Origin of the sequence: Corynebacterium sp. LK33, from assembly GCF_014334955.1 — a bacterium.
GTDB lineage: Bacteria > Actinomycetota > Actinomycetes > Mycobacteriales > Mycobacteriaceae > Corynebacterium > Corynebacterium jeikeium_D.
The window spans coordinates 149,553-166,556 of record NZ_PDGU01000008.1 but is presented as its reverse complement, the minus strand read 5'-3'; the positions used below and the strand labels follow the sequence as shown (position 1 = coordinate 166,556).

The window sequence follows — 17,004 nt, the reverse complement described above, 5'->3', positions numbered from 1 at the left end:
TAGTCTCAGTGAGGTTCTGGTCGTCAGAACCTTCGCAGCAGAACCTTCCCGTCAGAACCTTTCCCTGGTTAGTTATCTGTGTCACACTGGGTGGCATGACTGCTACTGATAACGGTTCTGGCACTGCACGCACCGAGGTCGATGAGCCGAAGGTGCTGCGAGAAGTCCACGGGCGATCTGGTCACCTTCGGCTGAATAGGCCGAAGGCACTTAATTCGCTCGATTTGGATATGGTCACCGAGGTCGTCGAGGGGCTCCGCGCATGGCGTGACGACGACTCGGTGGACCACATTGTTGTTTCATCCGGTCACCCCAAGGCGTTTTGTGCCGGTGGTGATGTGCGCGCAGTTCGGCAGGCTGTGCTCGATGGCGTTCCGGAGCAGGGGGAGGAGTTTTTCCGGGATGAGTACGAGATGAACGCGATGATTGCGGAATTCGCGCAGTCCAAGCCATATATCGCGATTATTGATGGCATCGCTATGGGCGGTGGCCTTGGTGTTTCCATGCACGGCTCCCACCGAATCGTGACCGAGCGTGCCAGCGCTTCCATGCCAGAAATGGCAATCGGCTTTATTCCCGACGTTGGCATTACCCACTTTTCGCAGCATGTGAACACGCGGTTAGGAGGGCCCTCGTCGGCAATCGCGAGGTTTACCGGGCTGACCGGTTACCGCCTAACTGCGGCGGACATGCTGTGGTCTGGATGGGCGACACATGCGGTGCCATCCGCGCAGCTGGACGAGTTTGTTGCGGCTCTGGACCGCGATGGAATTGATTCGGCGCTCGCGGAGTATGCGCTCGATGTGGACTCAGCTGAGGCTCGTGATCTGCTCGGGGATCCGCAGTTGGCCGAGTGGAGCGACTGCATTGAGGCTTGCTTTGGGGCTGATACCTGGGCGGAGATTGAGCGAGCTCTCAACGAAGCCGCTGAGGCGGGCTCTTGTGCATCGTCAACAGTGGAGACTTTTCGCGACCTGCTGGCACCCGCCAACCCGGAAAGTCTCGTAGCGGCCGTGGAACTCTATGCGGCTAACTCCGCCCACGAGGTCACCCTGCAGGAGGCGCTAGACCGGGAGATGAAGCTTGGCGCTTACATGCGCCAGCACCCTAATTTTGCCGAGGGTGTGAGGGCAGTGTTGGTGGATAAGGACCGCGACGCCGCCTTTAAGCCCGCTATCGTGCAGGAAGTTGACGTCGAGGAGATTCGACAGCACCTTCGTTAGCGAGCCCTGCGTTAGACAAAGCTGTGGCGGCCAGTCGTTGGCGCGAAATCATCGGCAATCATGGCCGCCAATTCGAGATAGCTCTGGGTGGTGGCGGGCTGGAGATTGTCCAGCTCGATATTGGCACCATTCGCGATATGCGGATCATAGGGGATGACCTGTACTGCGCGGCAGCGCTGGGCAAATAACTCGTGCACGGTCTCTGTGGACAGTCCCTGTTTATTTAGCTCGTTGACCACCACGACAGTGGTAGAAACCAACCGTTCGAAGCCGTGCGCTGAAAGCCAGTCCAATGTCGTCCAGGCGCTTTTCACGCCGTCCAGTGCAGGCGTGGTGACCAGCACCAGACAATTGGCCGCAGACAGAATCGAAGCGGAGATGGGCTGCGTCAGGCCGGTACCGCAGTCTGTCAGACTCACGTTGTAATGCCGCCGAAGGATGTCGAGGGCCGCGCAGTATTCGCCGTCGGAAAGCGCGATCGTCGATGTCGGATTTTGGTCGCTGCCGACAACCTCCAGCCGTGACGGCGTGTGTGATGTATATGCGCGGACCTGCGCGTATTTGTCCGTATCCGGGGCTCGGAGCAGATCGCGAATAGATGCGGGATTGGCTGCGGTGACGCGTGCGCCGAGGGTGCCAAAGTCCGGATTCGCGTCGATCGCGACGATTCGGTCACTGCGCAGGCTTGCAAGCGTGGCGCCCAGGCACATGGTTGTCGACGTCTTGCCAACGCCGCCCTTCACGCTGATAACAGCGATGTTGTAGTCACCGTAGATAGGCTGTCGCACCCGCTCTATCAGCTCGCGTTGCTTGCGTGCCGACGATGATTCCCGCGGTGAAATTGCGCCCCAGGTGGCCTTATGAACCCAGCTGCGCCAGCCCGACTGTGGTGCCTGCCGCGAGTTCAGGCTAGCGGCCAAGTCTGAGACGGAAACTGCGTGATTGACTGCGTGTTTGGTGGAAGTCATAGACTTCATCCCCTCCCCAAAAATCCCCAAAGTATGTCCCCGCCGTCGTTTTTACCACGCAGCCAGAACGACGGCGACTCCAAAGAAGGCATCGAGAATTCCGACCTGTTTCGGAGTCCACGGCCGAGCGCGGCGAGCGCCGGAGATTGGCATGGTAAAAGACCTGATGAGAAGCCCAATTGCGACGATGGGCACACCGATGCTGATGAGGTTCCGGTCGTGGAGGAGGAGCCACCCGATGATGGCCACGGCGGTAATGAGAACGTGATACGTGACCGAGCCAATGAGCCACTGGCGGTTGCCGCGCTCGCGAATCATAGTTTTTACATAGGGCACGGTGCCGACGAAATATCCAGCGTAGATAGCCGCAATTGCCCAAGCTTTCGGGGTTGGTCCGGCGATGATAGGCACCATGAGGCTAGCGGCCAGAACGGTGGAGACACCAGAGAGAAGTGAGCGCGGTCGGCGGCGGTAGGTCTCCCAAATAGCGATAGCGGCAAGAGGGGCAATGAGGGCGACCCAGGTGAGGAGGGAAACGTCGGCAAGCAGTGTGATGCAGCCGGCGACGGCAGTGAGCGCGGTGTATGTGGCGGCGGGTGCGAGGTGGCGGCGTTGGCGACGAGAGCGGAGCCAGACGCTCACGGCGAAGAATGCGAAGTAGCCGAGCAGCCAGGTCGCGGTGACGGCAAGGCCTGTCCATGTGGGGTTGAGGGCGAGAGCGGTCAGCGGGGGAATGGTGACCATGAACCAGGCGCCGTGCTGGTCCGGAACCCAGCCAGCGGAGCGCTTGTGGTGGAAGCGGCGGGCGGGGCGGGGAGGACGTGGCTGGCGGGGCTTTTGGCTCATACTACGCATTGTAGATGCGTAATTATGTCGGGGGCTGTATTAGAACCTCATATTGAAATCTCATTGAATAAAATGCACATGCGCGCAAGGCGACAGTGCTAACGTTGAACTCGCATTCTCAGGGCGAGGTGAAATTCCTCACCGGTGGTGATGCTGCGGCTGACGCAGACAAGTCCACGAGCGCCCTACCTGTGGCCAGAAGGGTCGTCAGGTAGGGGACAAGCAGATTTCGGTTGGAATCCGAAACCGACGGTCATAGTCCGGATGAAAGAGAAGGAGTTGAATAATTCGTGGAATACGTGTCGGATTTTTTGGTGGGTTTCCTCACTGCACAGCTCAGTGTGGCGGGAGCACCAATCTTGATTCGTGAAATTGTCGGTAACCTCTTTGGCCTGGCGTGTGCCTTCCTAGGTATGAAACGGAAGGTATGGGCTTGGCCGGTCGGCATTATCGGAAATGCCTTGCTGTTTACCGTCTTCCTCGGCGGAGTTTTCCACACGCCACAAAATCTTGATCTCTATGGCCAGGCTGGGCGTCAGGTCATGTTTATCGTCGTCAGTCTCTACGGGTGGTTCAGCTGGGTCAAGAGCCGCAATCAGAGCGGTGACGAGGTCGCAATTGAGCCGCGGTGGGCGACGGCATCGGAACGCATTGGGATGATTACCGTGGCTATCTTCGCCACTGTGATTTGTGCCAATATCTTTGAGATGCTGGGCTCGTGGGGGCCATGGGCCGATGCTTGGATTTTCGTCGGTTCGATGTTGGCGACCTGGGGTATGGCCCGCGGGTGGAACGAATTCTGGCTAATTTGGATTGCCGTTGACGCCGTGGGAGTGCCGTTGCTGCTCAAGGGGGGCTACTACCCGTCGGCGGCGCTGTACCTCTTCTACGGATGCTTCGTTATTTGGGGCTTTGTCTCCTGGGTTCGCCTCGAGCACCAGAGCGACAATGACCAGCAGAAGAGCTCCGAGACCGACCAAGTACCGGCTTTGGCAGCAGCCGAGCGGTAGGATAGTCCAGGTGAGCTTCCGACCAGATAACTCCCGTACCAACCGCGCCCATCAAGCCGAAGAGCGTGCCCGCAGTCTCGTGCAGGACGTCCTCGACCGCGAGGAGCGGGTACGCAACAATCTGGCCAGCGCTGATGTCGACCCGTGGACGATGCGTTTCGTCGTCGATGAGTCGATTTCTGAGGGCGCAATCATCACCTGGCGCAATGAGGCCACTCGTGCCCGCCGCATCATGCGCCGCTATGACATTCAGCGGGGCTACCGCGAGAAGCTGCGCGAAGTTGAAAAGCGCATCGATGCCATGTTGCACCTCGCGGAATCGCTGGAGGAGTCATGGGACGCCGCGGCACATGCCTCGAAGAGGCTTTCCGACGCCGAAGCCCGCGATGTCGCCGCCTTTGAGCGTGAGCGCGAGCGGCAAAATGACGCGGCAGAGACTAAGCGTCAGCGCGAGGAGAAGGTCCGCAAGTTCCGTCGGAAAGCGGAAAATATTGCTACCGACGCGTGGGACGCGGGCCGTGACGCGCTGGAGAAGCTGCCGCCGCTGTCGTCTTCGTTGAAGGACATCGCGGCCAAGTTCCGTTCGCGGGGCTCAGAGGAGGAACCGCGCGAGGTAAGGCGGGCAACCGCCCGCGACCTGCGCAAGGAGCCCCCGCTGCCGGAGGACTAGCGCTCCTCAGCTTTAGCTGCCTGGACTACCTCGGCGAGCTTGAAAATCTCCTCGTGAGAGGGGCGGATATCCGGATGCGTGCGACAGTAGTCCAGCAACAAATAGCCAGCTGTGCGAATGCGACGATGCCCATCCCAGTGTGGAGCGGCGATTTCGGGGTCGTTGGTGGCCAAAGACGAGATGGCCTGGCGCTCACTGAGCAGCTCGTACTGGAGATCTCGACGAATATCGAGCGCCTGATTCGGAGTACCGGTTAGCAGCGCGCCGAGAAGAGCGCCCATCTGTCGATAGCAGCGCGGAATATGACGCAGGTAGTGCTTTTCAATGCTCTCGGTTGGCCAGAAGTGCAGGACAGCGAGAGCCAGCGCGCAGGCGATACCGACTTCCAAGACACGATCGGTCACAATCGGTGCGAGTTCGCCAGCGACGTTTCCGCCCAGCAGCAGCGCCAATGGAGTGGTGACGATTGTCGTCAGCGCATAGTTTTTCACCACGAGAACCTCCGCGCCGAATTGGCATGCTGCAAGCGCGATAAGTAGCGTCCAGCTGTCCAGGCCAAAGGAAAAGAGCAGCGCATAGAGGAAAATGCCGATAATCGAGCCCACCATGCGGTGAATCCCTCGAATCGAACCGGCGGTGCGGTCGGGGCCCCACTGTAGAGTCATCAATGCGCTGACCACCGCCCAGTCAGGCCGGTCAAGACCGACTAGCACGCTGATGAGACCAGCTAAGCCGCCAGTAATAGCCACCTTTGTCGCAGTCATCGACGCGTGAGAATAGCGCTCGAAAGAGCGGAAGCCTCGGTAGCTTACGCTTGGCCGAGCGAGTGGAATGGTTGTCTGTGTCTCGTCGATAAGGTTAGGTGTGTCCACGATGTCCACAGCGCTGCCGTGCACGCCCAAGCGGCCGCGGATAGCAATCAGTCGCTGATGAGCAGCGATGACACGGTTGACCAGTTCCGTATGGGAGGGCTTGACGATTTTGCTGCCACGGATGATTCCTGCGTCGGCAAGCGATTCCCATGCGTCGGTGAGTGCAGTTTGCGCCTGGTGATGAACGGCGAACGATGTCGAGTCTGATTTTTCCATCGCCTCGATGGCTGATTCAAGGGATTGGACGGCCGCCATCTCGGGGCCGTGCGGATTCCACAACCGCGGTGCCATGCCGATGACTATCGCCGAAAGCACACCAACGGTAGCCCACATGGCGGTTTCAACCGGGTTGAAGCCAAGGCGGGCGACCATTGTGGTACCGCCTGAGACCATCACAATGAAGAATGAACCTGGTGGTGGCAGGCGCAGTGCGTTTTGGATAAAGGCGCCGGCGGTAGCCAGCGTCGTGGTAAAAAGTGCGATGAGCAGCAGCCATAGATTACTGTCGCCGGAAGCGATCTCACTGTGGACCACTGATCCAACAAAACTGCCGGACATAACGCCGGCGACCAGGCATAGTCCGGCGATGGCCATCACGCGCAGGCGACTGCGGTAGGGGTGGCCCTCGCCATAGATGACCACACAGCCACCAGCGGCGATAAGGAGCATCTCCGAGCCATGGCCGGTGAGAAGTGCCACGGCACCCGGCAGGAATAGCGCGAGTGCTGCGCGGAGGGCACCGGGCCATCTCTGCGCACGGGAGTGGAAGGCAGTAAAAAGCTGCCATGCACTTGGTTGCGGAGGAAGCTCAACCGTTTGGCTCAATGTTGGTGAAATCTCCTTAAAACTCTAGTCTGCGACCAGCGTCTCGAGCGTGAACTCCGGGTGCTCCTTCTCAATGAAGGACAGCTTCCACTTGTCCCCGAAGAGCGCGATGAGGGCGCCGTCGGAACGCGTGAAGATCTCCACGCCGCGCTGCTTTGCCAGCTCAGGCGCGGTCTCTTCGTCCGTGCGGCGGGCGACGGAGTAGGGGATCGGCTCGGCGATGGTCTCGACGTTGTACTCGTTTTCCATGCGTGCCATCATGACCTCGAACTGCATCGGGCCGACCGCGGCCATCACCGGGGCGGCATCGCCGCGGGCATCGTTGCGCAGAATCTGCACCACGCCCTCGGCATCGAGCTGATCGACAGCCTTACGGAACTGCTTGTACTTGCCCAGGCTCTTGGCGCGCAGAGTGCGGAAGTGCTCGGGCGCGAACTGCGGCATCGGCTTGAATTGAACCTTGCGGCCCTCGTAGATCGTGTCACCCGGTGCCAGTGAACCCGCATTGACCAGGCCGACAATGTCGCCCGGGTAAGCCGTCTCCACAGTCGAACGTGTCCGGCCGAAAACGGTCAAAGCATACTTTGTGGAGAAACTACGTCCCGACTGCGCATGCGTGACCTGCATGCCGCGGTCAAACTCGCCAGAGACAACGCGCATGAATGCCAGCTTGTCGCGGTGGTGCGTATCCATACCCGCCTGCACCTTGAACACGACGCCCGAAAAATCATCCGTCGGCTCACGCTTTTCGACGATAGCTCCCTGGCCGCCAGCCGCTGCAGCGGCAACGGCAGCCGGGTCGGACACGCGGGCACCAGGTGCCGGAGCCAGCTCGCAGAGAGTGTCCAGGATCTGGTGGACACCCCAGTTCAGCATGGCGGAGGCGAAAATCACCGGAGAGGTGTCGCCAGCGAGGTACATCTCCTGGTCGTGGTCAGCGCTATCGGCGGAGAGTAGCTCGGACTCCTCGGCTGCCGTCTCCCAGGCGTCGCCCTGCTCTGCGGCGGCCTCATCTGGGGTGAGGTGACGCTCAGCGGCAATAGTGGCGCCACCGGCAGTGCGCTCGAAGCCGATGAACTGCTTGGCTTCGCCGTCCTCACCACGCTCCAGCAGACCGCGGAAGTCGCCGGCCTCACCGACTGGCCAGTACAGCGGAGTCGGCTGCAGGCCAATTTCCGCGACAATCTCATCCATCAACTCCAGGGGAGCCTTACCCGGGCGGTCCCACTTGTTGATGACGGTGACGATGGGAATTCCGTTGGACTTACAAACCCGGAACAGTTTCAACGTCTGAGGCTCGAGACCCTTGGCACCGTCGACAAGCATGACAGCGGCGTCGACAGCGGTGAGCACACGGTAGGTGTCCTCGGAAAAGTCAGCGTGACCAGGCGTATCGACGAGATTGATCATGTACGGCTCGCCGTCGTGCCCCTCTGGCTGGTACTCGAACTGAAGCGCGGAAGAGGCAATCGAGATGCCGCGATCCTTCTCCATGTCCATCCAGTCGGACACAGTCGACTTACGGCCGGCCTTGCCGTGGACAGCACCGGCTTCGTTAATGACATGAGCATGCAGCGCCAGCGCCTCGGTGAGCGTGGACTTACCGGCATCCGGGTGTGCGATGACGGCGAATGTGCGGCGGCGTGCGGCTTCTTCGGCGAGAGTGGTCACAGGGAAACTACGCTTTCCTTAAAAAGAAAATCGGAATAAGGGAATCGGGTTCAACCTTTCTAACTTACCGCTCCAGTGGGGTAAGGGGTCAATTGCAGTTAGAGGTTGAACAGCTCGCGCAGCGTCGTGATGACGCCTTCCTCCGCGTTCGACGGTGCGATGTCGGTGGCGCGGCGTTTGATTTCCGGGTGACCGTTGGACATGGCAAACGAACGGCCTGCGTGGTCGATGAGCTCGAGATCATTCAGGTAGTCAACGAAGCAGACAGTTTCGGCAGGAGAGACACCTAGGGCCTCCTGCAGGGCGGCGAGTGCCGTGCCCTTGTTGGTGTTGGCATCGATGAGGTCGACCCAGTGGGCACCGGAGACTACCGCGCGCAAGTGCGAGCTTTGGGAACGCAGGTAATCGGCCGATTCCTCTTCGACGGAGTAAGGATCAAAGGCGGCAATTTTGACGATGCCGTCCTCGGCGGCAGCGGCGATGACATCATCGACCTTCTGCAGCTTCAGGTAGTACTTGGCGGCCTCGTCGAACTGCAGCTGCTGAACTTCCTCCGGAATATTGAAATGCGGCGGGAAAAACTCCACGTATGCGCTGGCAGCGCCGCAGATAATAACCGACAGGGGAGTACGGCCCGCCGCCACACGGTTGTCGTTGAACTGGCGGATCGCGTGCACCAACTGGGTGACAACGCCGTGGTCGATGCTGGTAACCGAGACCACCTCGCCCGCATCCGCGACGTAGTTGCCGTTTTCCGCAATGATTGGGATGCGGTGTGCAATGGGGGCGAACTGGTCGGCCAGAGTCGCGTACTGGCGGCCCGACGCGGGAGCGAAGTGGACACCGCGGTCGAGCAGCTCGGTGACTACCGGCCAAAAGGAATCCGGGATTTCCTTGTCTTCATTTAATAGAGTCCCGTCCATATCTGTGACTACAAGGCGGTATGGCGGCTGGGCGGGAGATTGCTGCTGGATATCCAGGGGTTCCGTCATGGCTCTTATTCTAACGGGTAAGTAGGGTTCATTTTTCTTCCTTGAGGTGTCTCCCAGGGGCTCCCCCGATTGGGTGAAAGCTGGGCCACAATACGGGGTACCCAGTTGAGGGCGATAGCCGTTGAATAGCGTGTGCGGGGTATTTTGAGGGGGAACTCATACTCATTTAAGCCAGGAGGATTTATGTCGGATTCGGCCCCCATCAAGCGCAATGACTGGAATGAGCGCATCAGCCTTGCAGAGCAGATGATCCCCCTCCTGGGACAACTGCGTCGCAACAACGATGTCGTGACTTCAATCTTCGGCCGCCGACTGGAAAACGTTACCGAGACCGGCATCATTAAGTCGCACCGCTACGCCCGTCGCATCACCTCGCAGGAGCTGCCGCTGAGTCAGACCCTGCCGATTCTGCAGGAACTGGTGAAGATGGATCTCGGCACCGCCTCCATCGACCTGGGCGCCCTGGCTACCAGCTTCGAAGAGGAAGGCGGCGACTTGCGCGCATTCCTCGAGCGTGAGCTTGCCGACGTCATCGGTGCCGGGACACAGACCCCGAAGACCGACATTGTCCTCTACGGTTTCGGCCGCATCGGCCGCCTGCTGGCTCGCATTCTGCTGGCTCGGGAGGCACTGTTCAACGGCCCGCGCCTGCGCGCAATTGTGGTTCGCCAGAATGGTGAGGACGACATCGTCAAGCGTGCTTCGCTGCTGCGTCGTGACTCCGTCCACGGTGCATTCGACGGCACCATCTCGGTCGACCGCGAAAACAGCATTATCTGGGCAAACGGCACCCCGATTCAGGTTATTTACTCCAATGACCCGGCAACTGTCGACTACACCGCCTACGACATTAACGATGCGATTGTCATTGACAACACCGGTCGTTGGCGCGACCGCGAGGGACTGTCACAGCACCTTCAGTCCAAGGGTGTTTCCAAGGTTCTGCTCACCGCGCCGGGCAAGGGCGATGTGAAGAACATCGTCTACGGAATCAACCACAACATCATCGAGGAATCTGACAACATTTTGTCGGCAGCTTCCTGTACTACCAACGGCATCACCCCGGTGCTGAAGGTCGTCAATGACAAGTGGGGCGTCGAGTTCGGGCACGTCGAGACTGTTCACTCCTTCACTAATGACCAGAACTTGATCGACAACTTCCACAAGGGTTCTCGCCGTGGCCGCGCAGCCACCCTGAACATGGTTCTCACTGAGACCGGTGCCGCAAAGGCCGTCGCCAAGGCTCTGCCGGAGTTCGAGGGCAAGCTGACCGGTAACGCCATCCGCGTTCCCACCCCGGACGTTTCCATGGCGGTGCTGAACCTGACCCTGGACACTGAGGTCGACCGCGACGAAGTCAACAACTACCTGCGTGAGGTTTCCCTCAAGTCCGTTCTGCGCCAGCAGATTGACTACATCCACTCCCCGGAAGTGGTTTCCACCGACTTCGTCGGCTCCACCCACGCTGGCATCGTCGATGGTCTGGCTACCATCGCCAACGGTAAGCACCTGGTGCTCTACGTCTGGTACGACAACGAGTTCGGTTACTCCAACCAGGTCATCCGCATTGCTGAGGAGATCGCAGGCGCTCGTCCGCGGGTCTACCCGAAGCGCAAGCACATCGACGAGCTGTAAGTCGGCGGTCCTGGGCTTGAGCTGCTGAGCCCTCGAAGGCCCTCTTCCCCCTCCTAAACCACGGGGGTTGCGGCGATGGGGAGGGCAGGGGAGGGGGACGGGGAGATTTTCCTGTCCATCGACGACGACCTGGATTCCGCGTATGAGCCGTTCGAGTTGGTGAGGATTGTGATCCTGCCGGAACTGAGCGACGAGGATCTGGTTTTCGGCCTCCAATTCCGGGCCTCCGGCGACATCGAGCACGGGCGGGGGATGAAGATTCGGGAAAGTGATTTCGGGATCGTCGAATACGGCTCGGCGGAAGTGGCCCTGTTCGGCGCCTAGGTGGCGGTGTCCGGCCGCGGGGGGCGAGAGGTCGGCCGCCACTCGGTTCCAATCCGCGTGGGGGTCCTATGTGGATTGTCAATAGTCAGGCGAGACTTTCACGTACATCGTATGGGAGGGGTGTAGCCATGACTGATCGCCGGGCCGCATCGTGCGGGCCGGCGGTGATCAGCGCAGTGGCCTACGCAGCCGTGGCGATGGTTCTAGCAGGGATTTCTCGGAAGAACTCACGCCGAGTCAACAGGGCATAGATGACGTTGCAGCGGCTTCGGGCAAGCCACATCACCGCGGCATTGTGCTTCTGTCCTTCAGCCCGTTTACGCAGGGAGTAGTCGCGCGATGCGGGATGGCAGTGCGACGCGATCCACGCCGATCGAAACATCGCGTTTTTCAACTGTTTTTTGCCGGCCCTGGTGGGAAACTCGCCGCGGACCGACGTACCCGACTGCCGGGTGGTCGGCGTAAGCGGCTAAGTGTGCGGCGTCGGCGAAGTCCTGGCAATCGCCGATGGACAACACGATGTTAGAGGCGGTCTTGATGCCTACGCCGGGCATCGACATCAAGATCTGGGCAAGAGGGAACGATTCGAGCATCTCCTCGACTTGTCCGGCAATCGTGTCGCGCTGTGCTTGAAGCGCTTTGATGTTCGCCGCCAGCTGGGGAATGACCAATTCTGCTGCCGCAGTGCCGGGTACCGTGACAGTTCGCTCGGCAAGGGCGGCGAAAATTGCGTCAACCAGGGCAGCAGGGTCCTTCTTGGCGCGGTTGCGCATCCACTTCAGGACCCGGCCTCGACCTGCGGCGGCCAGTTTTGTCGGACCTTCGTAGTGGATGAGCGAGTCCAGCACCAGCGTGCGGGAGAGAATCTCGCCTGCAAAGACGCGCTCGAGTACGGGGCGAATCTCTGTGAGCACGCTGGGAAGGCGGTTTTTCGTTCGGGGGGGGGGCGGGGGTAATTTCAGTAAATTGAGCCTGGCGTAAGCCGATAAGCATTGCCTAACCTAATACTGTTTCAGGTGGTGTTCCCGATCGGGAATCGGCAACGGAAGCGAGGCGGCGACGATGAACGGAAAACGTGGATCGACCGGAGAACCCCTCTCCGGAGGGGGAGCCGGGGACGCGGTGGCGTCGCAGACGGATGACGGGCGGTTGGTGCACGTCGCACCGGTCGCAGCTGGTGGCCGACCATCCATCCGCGACATGCTCGTCGCCGCCGCGATCGGCGTCGCGGGGTCTCTCATCATCGTGCCCCTGACCTACCTGCAGGTGTTCGCCGGCATCGCCCACGTTTATCTCGTCGCGGCGACGCTCGGGTTGTGGTTCCTGCAGTGCGTTGTTCCCCTCATCGTCGTCCGCAAGCCTGGCGCGAGCCTTATCGCGTGCCTTGCCATGGGCGTCGTGTCTGCGGCGACCACCCCGTTCGGCGTCGCCGCAATCGGGGCGCTGACTATGGAAGGATTGCTCATCGAGCTTCCGTTCATGGTCACCCTGTACCGGCGGTGGACGCGTCCCCAGTTCGTGGCGTCGGCGATGTTGTTCTCCGCGCTGATGGGAACGATGGCCCCGCGCGCAGTCGGCGTCGACTCGCCGACCACGCCCATGACCCTGATTAGCTTCGCCGTAGCCTTGGCATCGAGCCTGGTGTTTTTGGTCCTGGGCTTTGCCGTCGCAAAGGGGCTTCGCAGCCGCGGAGTCACCCGGTGACCGGCGGAGCACCCGCGTGCGCCGGTGCGACACGCGGGACGGCCCCGGCCCGGTTACGGGTTAGTGGCGCGGGCGTCCGGCACGCCGATGGGCGATGGGCACCCGACATGGTGGATCTCTCCTTCGATTTCGGCACGATTAACGCCATCACGGGACCCGTGGGATGCGGAAAGACGAGCCTGGCCCACCTCATCGCTGGACTGATCCCCTCGCACATCCCCATCGACCATGCCGGATTCGTGCACATCGTCGATGCCGACGGCACCGAACGCCCCGTGGACGGGGACCGGGTCACCTTCGTCGGGCAAGACCCGTCGACGCAGGTGCTCACGCTCCGAGTCGTCGATGACGTGTCGATGGCCCTCGAGTTTTCCCTCGTGGAAGCCGGCATCGTCGCCAAGCAATCAGCCGAGGCCCTATCGGAGCTCGGGCTGTCAGAGCTCGCGGAGAAGGATCCGTGGGCTTTGTCGGGTGGGCAACGCCAGCGGATGGCCATCGCCGGTGCTGTGGCCAGGGCGCCGGAGGTCATGATCTTCGACGAGCCCGCGGCCCACGTTGACGAGGACGGTCGTCGGTCGCTGTTCGCCGCCATCCGTGATTTGCGGGCCCCGGGGCGCGTTATCCTGCTCATCGAGCACGACCTCCGCCCGTTCGACGGGTGGGTCGACACGGTGACAATCCTCGATGCGGACGGGAGCGTCGCCGCGCACGGAGCACCGGAGGGCATCGCGGTGAAGGGCATTGCGACGTCGGCCGCGCCCGCCGGAGCGCCGGACGCCAGTACGCCGGGCACGGGGGCACCGGACCGTCCCGATTTGGAATCGGAGGCGGATGCCGTTCCACTGCTGGCCTTGACCGGAACCCACGTGGCCCGAGGCGGGGAGAGGATTCTGGACGGGGCCGATCTGACACTGGAACGGGGCGAGATTCATGCCCTAGTCGGCGCCAACGGAGCCGGTAAGTCCACCTTGCTGGCGGTGCTGTCAGGCCAGATGAAGGCGGGAGCGAACTTCCGGATCGACGGCGCGTCCGCCCGGCGCGTCCCCGACGCCTTCGCGTCGTGGGCGTTCCAGAACCCCGAGCACCAGTTCACCCGCGCGACCGTCGCCGCGGAAATCGACTCCGCGCTGGCCGGCACGGACCCGCACGGACCACTCGGCGCCGATGAGCTGCGGAAACTGCGGGAAGCCCTGTGCCCCAGGGCACTTGACCCCGTCTCGCCGTTCGTCCTGTCGGGCGGACAGAAAAGACGGTTGGGCATCTTCCTGGCGGTGGCGGCCAATCGCCGTTTGCTGCTTCTCGACGAGCCGTTGGCGCACCTGGATTCGCCGAGCTCGCGCATCGTACTGGATGCGCTAGCGGAATACGCCGGGGCCGGCGGAACCGTTGTGTTCACGTGCCACGACCGCCGTGTCGCGCGAACGTGGGCAGATAGGGCGAGCATCGTCGCCGAAGGGAAGGTCGCCTGGTCCGGTCCCGCAGCCGACCTGCCGGCTTCCCCGGAGTCGTCCCGGCGGGATCGCCCACTGCCCGCGGCCGGCGCACGGACGTCCTTGGACGAAAGCCCCTGGACCAGTGAATCCGCCGCTCGAAGGCGCGCGGGGTTGAACGCCATCACGATTGTCGCGGCGGTGATGTTCGTCCTCGTCGCCGGGCTGCTCTCCGGCGGAGACGCCGTTCTCGCCCTGACGGTGGTCGGGTTCCTCGCACTCGCTGCGATCGCGGAACGCGACGTTCGGGCGACGGCGGGGAAGGTCCTTCTTGTCCTGTTAATCGGGGGGTTCTTCGGCCTGCTCGGGTGGCGCTCCGAGTTCTACGGAGGTGGGGATGCGTCGGAAGCCGTCCGCCACGGCATCCATCACGGACTGCTGTTGATGGCCGTGTTCGCGGGGACGGTCCTGGTCTCCGCGTGCATGCGCGTCGAGGAGCTTTTCGACGCCATGGTGCAACGCCTCCGGGTGCCCTACACATGGTGCACCATAGCGATTTCCGGGGTGAGCATCGCAGCGTTCCTGCGCAGTGAAATCCCCCAGCTGACATGGGCGATTAGATTGCGCTCGATGCGACCGGAGCAGTCTTTCCGCTCCGGTTTCATTCGCGCGACGACGCCCGCGCGCATCGCTTTCCCGTTGTTCGTCAGCGCCGTGCGCTGCGCCGAAAAGCTGTCCCTGACCCTGGCGATGCGCAACTTCGGCCTCTATCCGCGGCGTACCTTCCGCACCGATCACCCCTGGCGAGTGCGTGACGGGTTCGCGGCCGCAGCGTCCGCCGCGGTCTTCGTCGCCGCCCTGGTGTCTGCAGTGACTTGACGGGCGCCTGGAACCGGCGGGTCCCGGGCCCGCGAGCGTTTCTGAGCTTGTGCGGAGACGCGCCCCACCCAGTTGCTTCACCCTTTCAACCCTTCAGACACATCCTCCGGGTCACGCCATGCGGGCCCGGTCCGCCCGGCACCGGCATGGCGCCGACAACCGAAAGAGGTACCAATGAACACGATCCGGACCATCAGCGACGTGCTTCGGGACAAGGCCGATGAGACGAAAAAGGGGATCACCTTCGTCGAGAATCGGCGGGACGTCTTCGTCCCGTATGGCCGGGTCCATGCGGAGGCGGTGGCGGCTGCGACTCGGTTGGCCGAAGCCGGCATCGGCCCCGGCGATCGCGTGATCTTCCAGGTTTCGGAGAACCGCGGGCTCATCCGGGCGTTCTGGGGCTGCGTCTACGCCGGCGCGGTTCCGGCGCTTGCGCCGCCGGTGTCGGGCCCGGTTGACGTCGACAGGGTGCGGACGCTCTCGGACATGATGCCCGGGGCCCCGATCCTGGTCGACGAACGCAGTTACACGCTGCTCACCGGCGCAAACGGTGCCGTGGTCGTGGGCGAGGATCGGCTGCTCGACGTGTCCATCGTCAATGACGCTGCCGCGGAACCGGATGCGGCGATGCCGGGTGATGCTGAATCGGACTTCTCTCAGGCGGGTGACGTGGATTCCGGGGATGGCGCCGGGGCGGTCCCCGCGTTCCCGGTGCGAGGTGGGACGGCAGGCGAAGCCCTCATCCAGTTTTCGTCCGGCTCCACGGGATCGCCAAAGGGCGTCATCGTAACCAACGAGTCCGTGCTGAACGGTCTGCGCGCGACGATCCCACGCCACGCGCACCGGTACGAGAACAAGATGCTCACGTGGCTGCCTTTGACCCACAACCTTTCGCTGATCGGCTTCCACGTCTACGCCCTTTTTCGTGGGTACGACCAGGTGTTGCTGCCGGTTTCCGAGGTGGTCGCCGATCCCCCGAGGTGGTTCGAGGCCGTGACCAGGCACCGGCCGACGGTGACAGTGTGCCCGAACTTCGCGTTCAAGCATTTCCTGCGCCATCTCGAGCGCCGGCCCCTCGGGGATGACCACGGTTACGACTTCTCCAACGTCCAGAAGCTGATGAGCGGTTCTGAGCCCATCGACGCTCCATTGGCCCGGAAGTTCCTCGCGGCGATGTCCGCCATGGGTCTCCGGGAGGATGCCCTGACCTCCGCCTACGGAATGTCCGAAGCTTGCCTGCTGGTCACGACCCGGGACATCTACTCGGGTCTGTCCACGGTGCGACTTGACCGGACGGGCATCGCCACGGGGCAGCGTTTCGAGGACATCGAGAGCGAGTCCGGAGCTGAGTTCGTCGCCTTGGGCAAGGCCGTCCCGGGGATTTCCTTGACCATCCGCGATGACGGGGGCGGGGTCCTCGGCGACGGCACCGTCGGTGAAATCCACATCGCCGGCGCTCCGATGACCCGCGCCGCGATCACAGCAGAGGGGATCGTGGAGCACGAGCTCACCGATGATGGGGCGTTCGCAACGGGGGACATGGGCATTCTCCGCGACGGCGAGTTGTTCGTCCTCGGCCGGAAGAAGGACATCATCTTCGTCAACGGCCGGAATTACTATTCGGCTGATTTGGAAGCCGTGCTGGAGAATGTGCTTGACCGCGATGTTGCCGTTCTCGGCCGGAGCAACCCAGCCACGGGCGAAGAGGAGATCGCCGTGTTCTTGGCCAGGCGGACCCCGACCGATCGTAAGGCCGACGATGCGACCGGTGCCGGGCAATCGGACGGGGATGAACCTCCGATCGATGAACAGGCGGTGGCCCGGTCCGCGACGACCGAGCTGATGCGCGTCGCCGGGGTGCCCGTCTCCAGGGTTCTGTGGGTCGACGAGCTGCCCGTCGCGTCGAACGGCAAGAAGCTCCGCCGCAAGCTCGAGGCTCTGCTCTGAGGCGATGA

General features: G+C 62.1%; 14 protein-coding genes, 1 pseudogene and 1 riboswitch. Of the genes and pseudogenes, 9 read left to right on the top strand and 6 right to left on the bottom strand.

Translation table 11 applies throughout. The annotated features are described in order from the left end of the window. The first annotated feature begins 95 nt into the window (after positions 1-95). Entirely contained in the window at positions 96-1,223 is a 1,128-nt protein-coding gene (locus CRD20_RS02710; protein WP_187404793.1) for a 3-hydroxyisobutyryl-CoA hydrolase, read from the top strand. An 11-nt stretch (positions 1,224-1,234) separates the two neighbouring features. Here the strand turns inward: CRD20_RS02710 and CRD20_RS02705 are convergent, their stop codons facing one another. Continuing rightward, positions 1,235-2,191, bottom strand: coding sequence for a MinD/ParA family protein (locus tag CRD20_RS02705; RefSeq protein ID WP_016423229.1), 957 nt, complete (start codon positions 2,189-2,191; stop codon positions 1,235-1,237). A gap of 51 nt (positions 2,192-2,242) precedes the next feature. Beyond that, entirely contained in the window at positions 2,243-3,037 is a 795-nt protein-coding gene (locus CRD20_RS02700) for a YwiC-like family protein (RefSeq protein WP_187404792.1), read from the bottom strand. 110 nt (positions 3,038-3,147) lie between these two features. Beyond that, a riboswitch (FMN riboswitch) is annotated at positions 3,148-3,317 on the top strand. Between the two features lie 10 nt (positions 3,318-3,327). Here CRD20_RS02700 and pnuC point away from each other — a divergent pair. Together pnuC and CRD20_RS02690 are read left to right on the top strand one after the other, a co-directional pair. Next, a complete protein-coding gene (pnuC, locus tag CRD20_RS02695) occupies positions 3,328-4,047 on the top strand; it encodes a nicotinamide riboside transporter PnuC (RefSeq protein ID WP_048733915.1) in 720 nt (239 codons plus the stop codon). A 10-nt stretch (positions 4,048-4,057) separates the two neighbouring features. Beyond that, positions 4,058-4,717, top strand: coding sequence for a hypothetical protein (locus CRD20_RS02690; RefSeq protein ID WP_016423226.1), 660 nt, complete (start codon positions 4,058-4,060; stop codon positions 4,715-4,717). On the opposite strand, the gene CRD20_RS02685 is transcribed toward CRD20_RS02690, so the two are convergent. From CRD20_RS02685 to CRD20_RS02675, 3 genes are all read right to left on the bottom strand, one after another. Then, positions 4,714-6,414 (bottom strand): FUSC family protein, encoded by a 1,701-nt coding sequence (locus CRD20_RS02685; RefSeq protein ID WP_187404791.1) that lies wholly within the window; start codon positions 6,412-6,414, stop codon positions 4,714-4,716. The two genes, CRD20_RS02690 and CRD20_RS02685, sit on opposite strands and share 4 nt — an antisense overlap. Positions 6,415-6,438: 24 nt before the next feature. Next, positions 6,439-8,085 carry a peptide chain release factor 3 gene (locus CRD20_RS02680; RefSeq protein WP_070437491.1) on the bottom strand — a complete coding sequence of 549 codons (1,647 nt, stop codon included), beginning with the start codon at positions 8,083-8,085 and terminating at the stop codon, positions 6,439-6,441. 98 nt (positions 8,086-8,183) lie between these two features. Continuing rightward, the gene (locus CRD20_RS02675) at positions 8,184-9,077 is read right to left on the bottom strand and encodes a Cof-type HAD-IIB family hydrolase (protein WP_187404790.1); all 894 of its coding nucleotides are present in this window, start codon (positions 9,075-9,077) and stop codon (positions 8,184-8,186) included. Between the two features lie 183 nt (positions 9,078-9,260). Between CRD20_RS02675 and CRD20_RS02670 the strand changes: the two genes are divergently transcribed. The 3 genes from CRD20_RS02670 (at position 9,261) to CRD20_RS11285 (ending at position 11,287) form a co-directional block, all read left to right on the top strand. Continuing rightward, positions 9,261-10,712, top strand: a complete 1,452-nt coding sequence (locus tag CRD20_RS02670; RefSeq protein WP_187404789.1) for a glyceraldehyde-3-phosphate dehydrogenase — start codon at positions 9,261-9,263, stop codon at positions 10,710-10,712. Between the two features lie 75 nt (positions 10,713-10,787). Next, positions 10,788-11,036 (top strand): hypothetical protein, encoded by a 249-nt coding sequence (locus tag CRD20_RS02665; protein ID WP_016423221.1) that lies wholly within the window; start codon positions 10,788-10,790, stop codon positions 11,034-11,036. Positions 11,037-11,164: 128 nt separating this feature from the next. Beyond that, positions 11,165-11,287 (top strand): hypothetical protein, encoded by a 123-nt coding sequence (locus CRD20_RS11285; protein ID WP_370545811.1) that lies wholly within the window; start codon positions 11,165-11,167, stop codon positions 11,285-11,287. A gap of 137 nt (positions 11,288-11,424) precedes the next feature. Here the strand turns inward: CRD20_RS11285 and CRD20_RS11280 are convergent. Further along, positions 11,425-11,590, bottom strand: a pseudogene (locus tag CRD20_RS11280) (transposase); the annotation flags it as partial. Positions 11,591-12,158: 568 nt separating this feature from the next. On the opposite strand from CRD20_RS11280, the gene CRD20_RS02655 reads away from it, so the two are divergent. The 3 genes from CRD20_RS02655 (at position 12,159) to CRD20_RS02645 (ending at position 16,996) form a co-directional block, all read left to right on the top strand. Further along, positions 12,159-12,740 (top strand): ECF transporter S component, encoded by a 582-nt coding sequence (locus tag CRD20_RS02655; protein ID WP_246819564.1) that lies wholly within the window; start codon positions 12,159-12,161, stop codon positions 12,738-12,740. A 107-nt stretch (positions 12,741-12,847) separates the two neighbouring features. Continuing rightward, positions 12,848-15,049: an ATP-binding cassette domain-containing protein gene (locus CRD20_RS02650; RefSeq protein ID WP_246819563.1), complete on the top strand. Its 2,202-nt coding sequence runs from the start codon at positions 12,848-12,850 to the stop codon at positions 15,047-15,049. 174 nt (positions 15,050-15,223) lie between these two features. Next, positions 15,224-16,996, top strand: coding sequence for an AMP-binding protein (locus CRD20_RS02645; RefSeq protein ID WP_016423217.1), 1,773 nt, complete (start codon positions 15,224-15,226; stop codon positions 16,994-16,996). Positions 16,997-17,004 lie beyond the last annotated feature (8 nt).

Excerpts from the sequence above, each read along its gene's own strand:
- CRD20_RS02710 (WP_187404793.1), top strand. The coding sequence starts at position 96 with ATGACTGCTACTGATAACGGTTCTGGCACTGCACGCACCGAGGTCGAT.
- CRD20_RS02705 (WP_016423229.1), bottom strand. The coding sequence starts at position 2,191 with ATGACTTCCACCAAACACGCAGTCAATCACGCAGTTTCCGTCTCAGAC.
- CRD20_RS02700 (WP_187404792.1), bottom strand. The coding sequence starts at position 3,037 with ATGAGCCAAAAGCCCCGCCAGCCACGTCCTCCCCGCCCCGCCCGCCGC.
- CRD20_RS02675 (WP_187404790.1), bottom strand. The coding sequence starts at position 9,077 with ATGACGGAACCCCTGGATATCCAGCAGCAATCTCCCGCCCAGCCGCCA.
- CRD20_RS02670 (WP_187404789.1), top strand. The coding sequence starts at position 9,261 with ATGTCGGATTCGGCCCCCATCAAGCGCAATGACTGGAATGAGCGCATC.
- CRD20_RS02665 (WP_016423221.1), top strand. The coding sequence starts at position 10,788 with ATGGGGAGGGCAGGGGAGGGGGACGGGGAGATTTTCCTGTCCATCGAC.
- CRD20_RS11285 (WP_370545811.1), top strand. The coding sequence starts at position 11,165 with ATGACTGATCGCCGGGCCGCATCGTGCGGGCCGGCGGTGATCAGCGCA.
- CRD20_RS02650 (WP_246819563.1), top strand. The coding sequence starts at position 12,848 with ATGGTGGATCTCTCCTTCGATTTCGGCACGATTAACGCCATCACGGGA.
- CRD20_RS02645 (WP_016423217.1), top strand. The coding sequence starts at position 15,224 with ATGAACACGATCCGGACCATCAGCGACGTGCTTCGGGACAAGGCCGAT.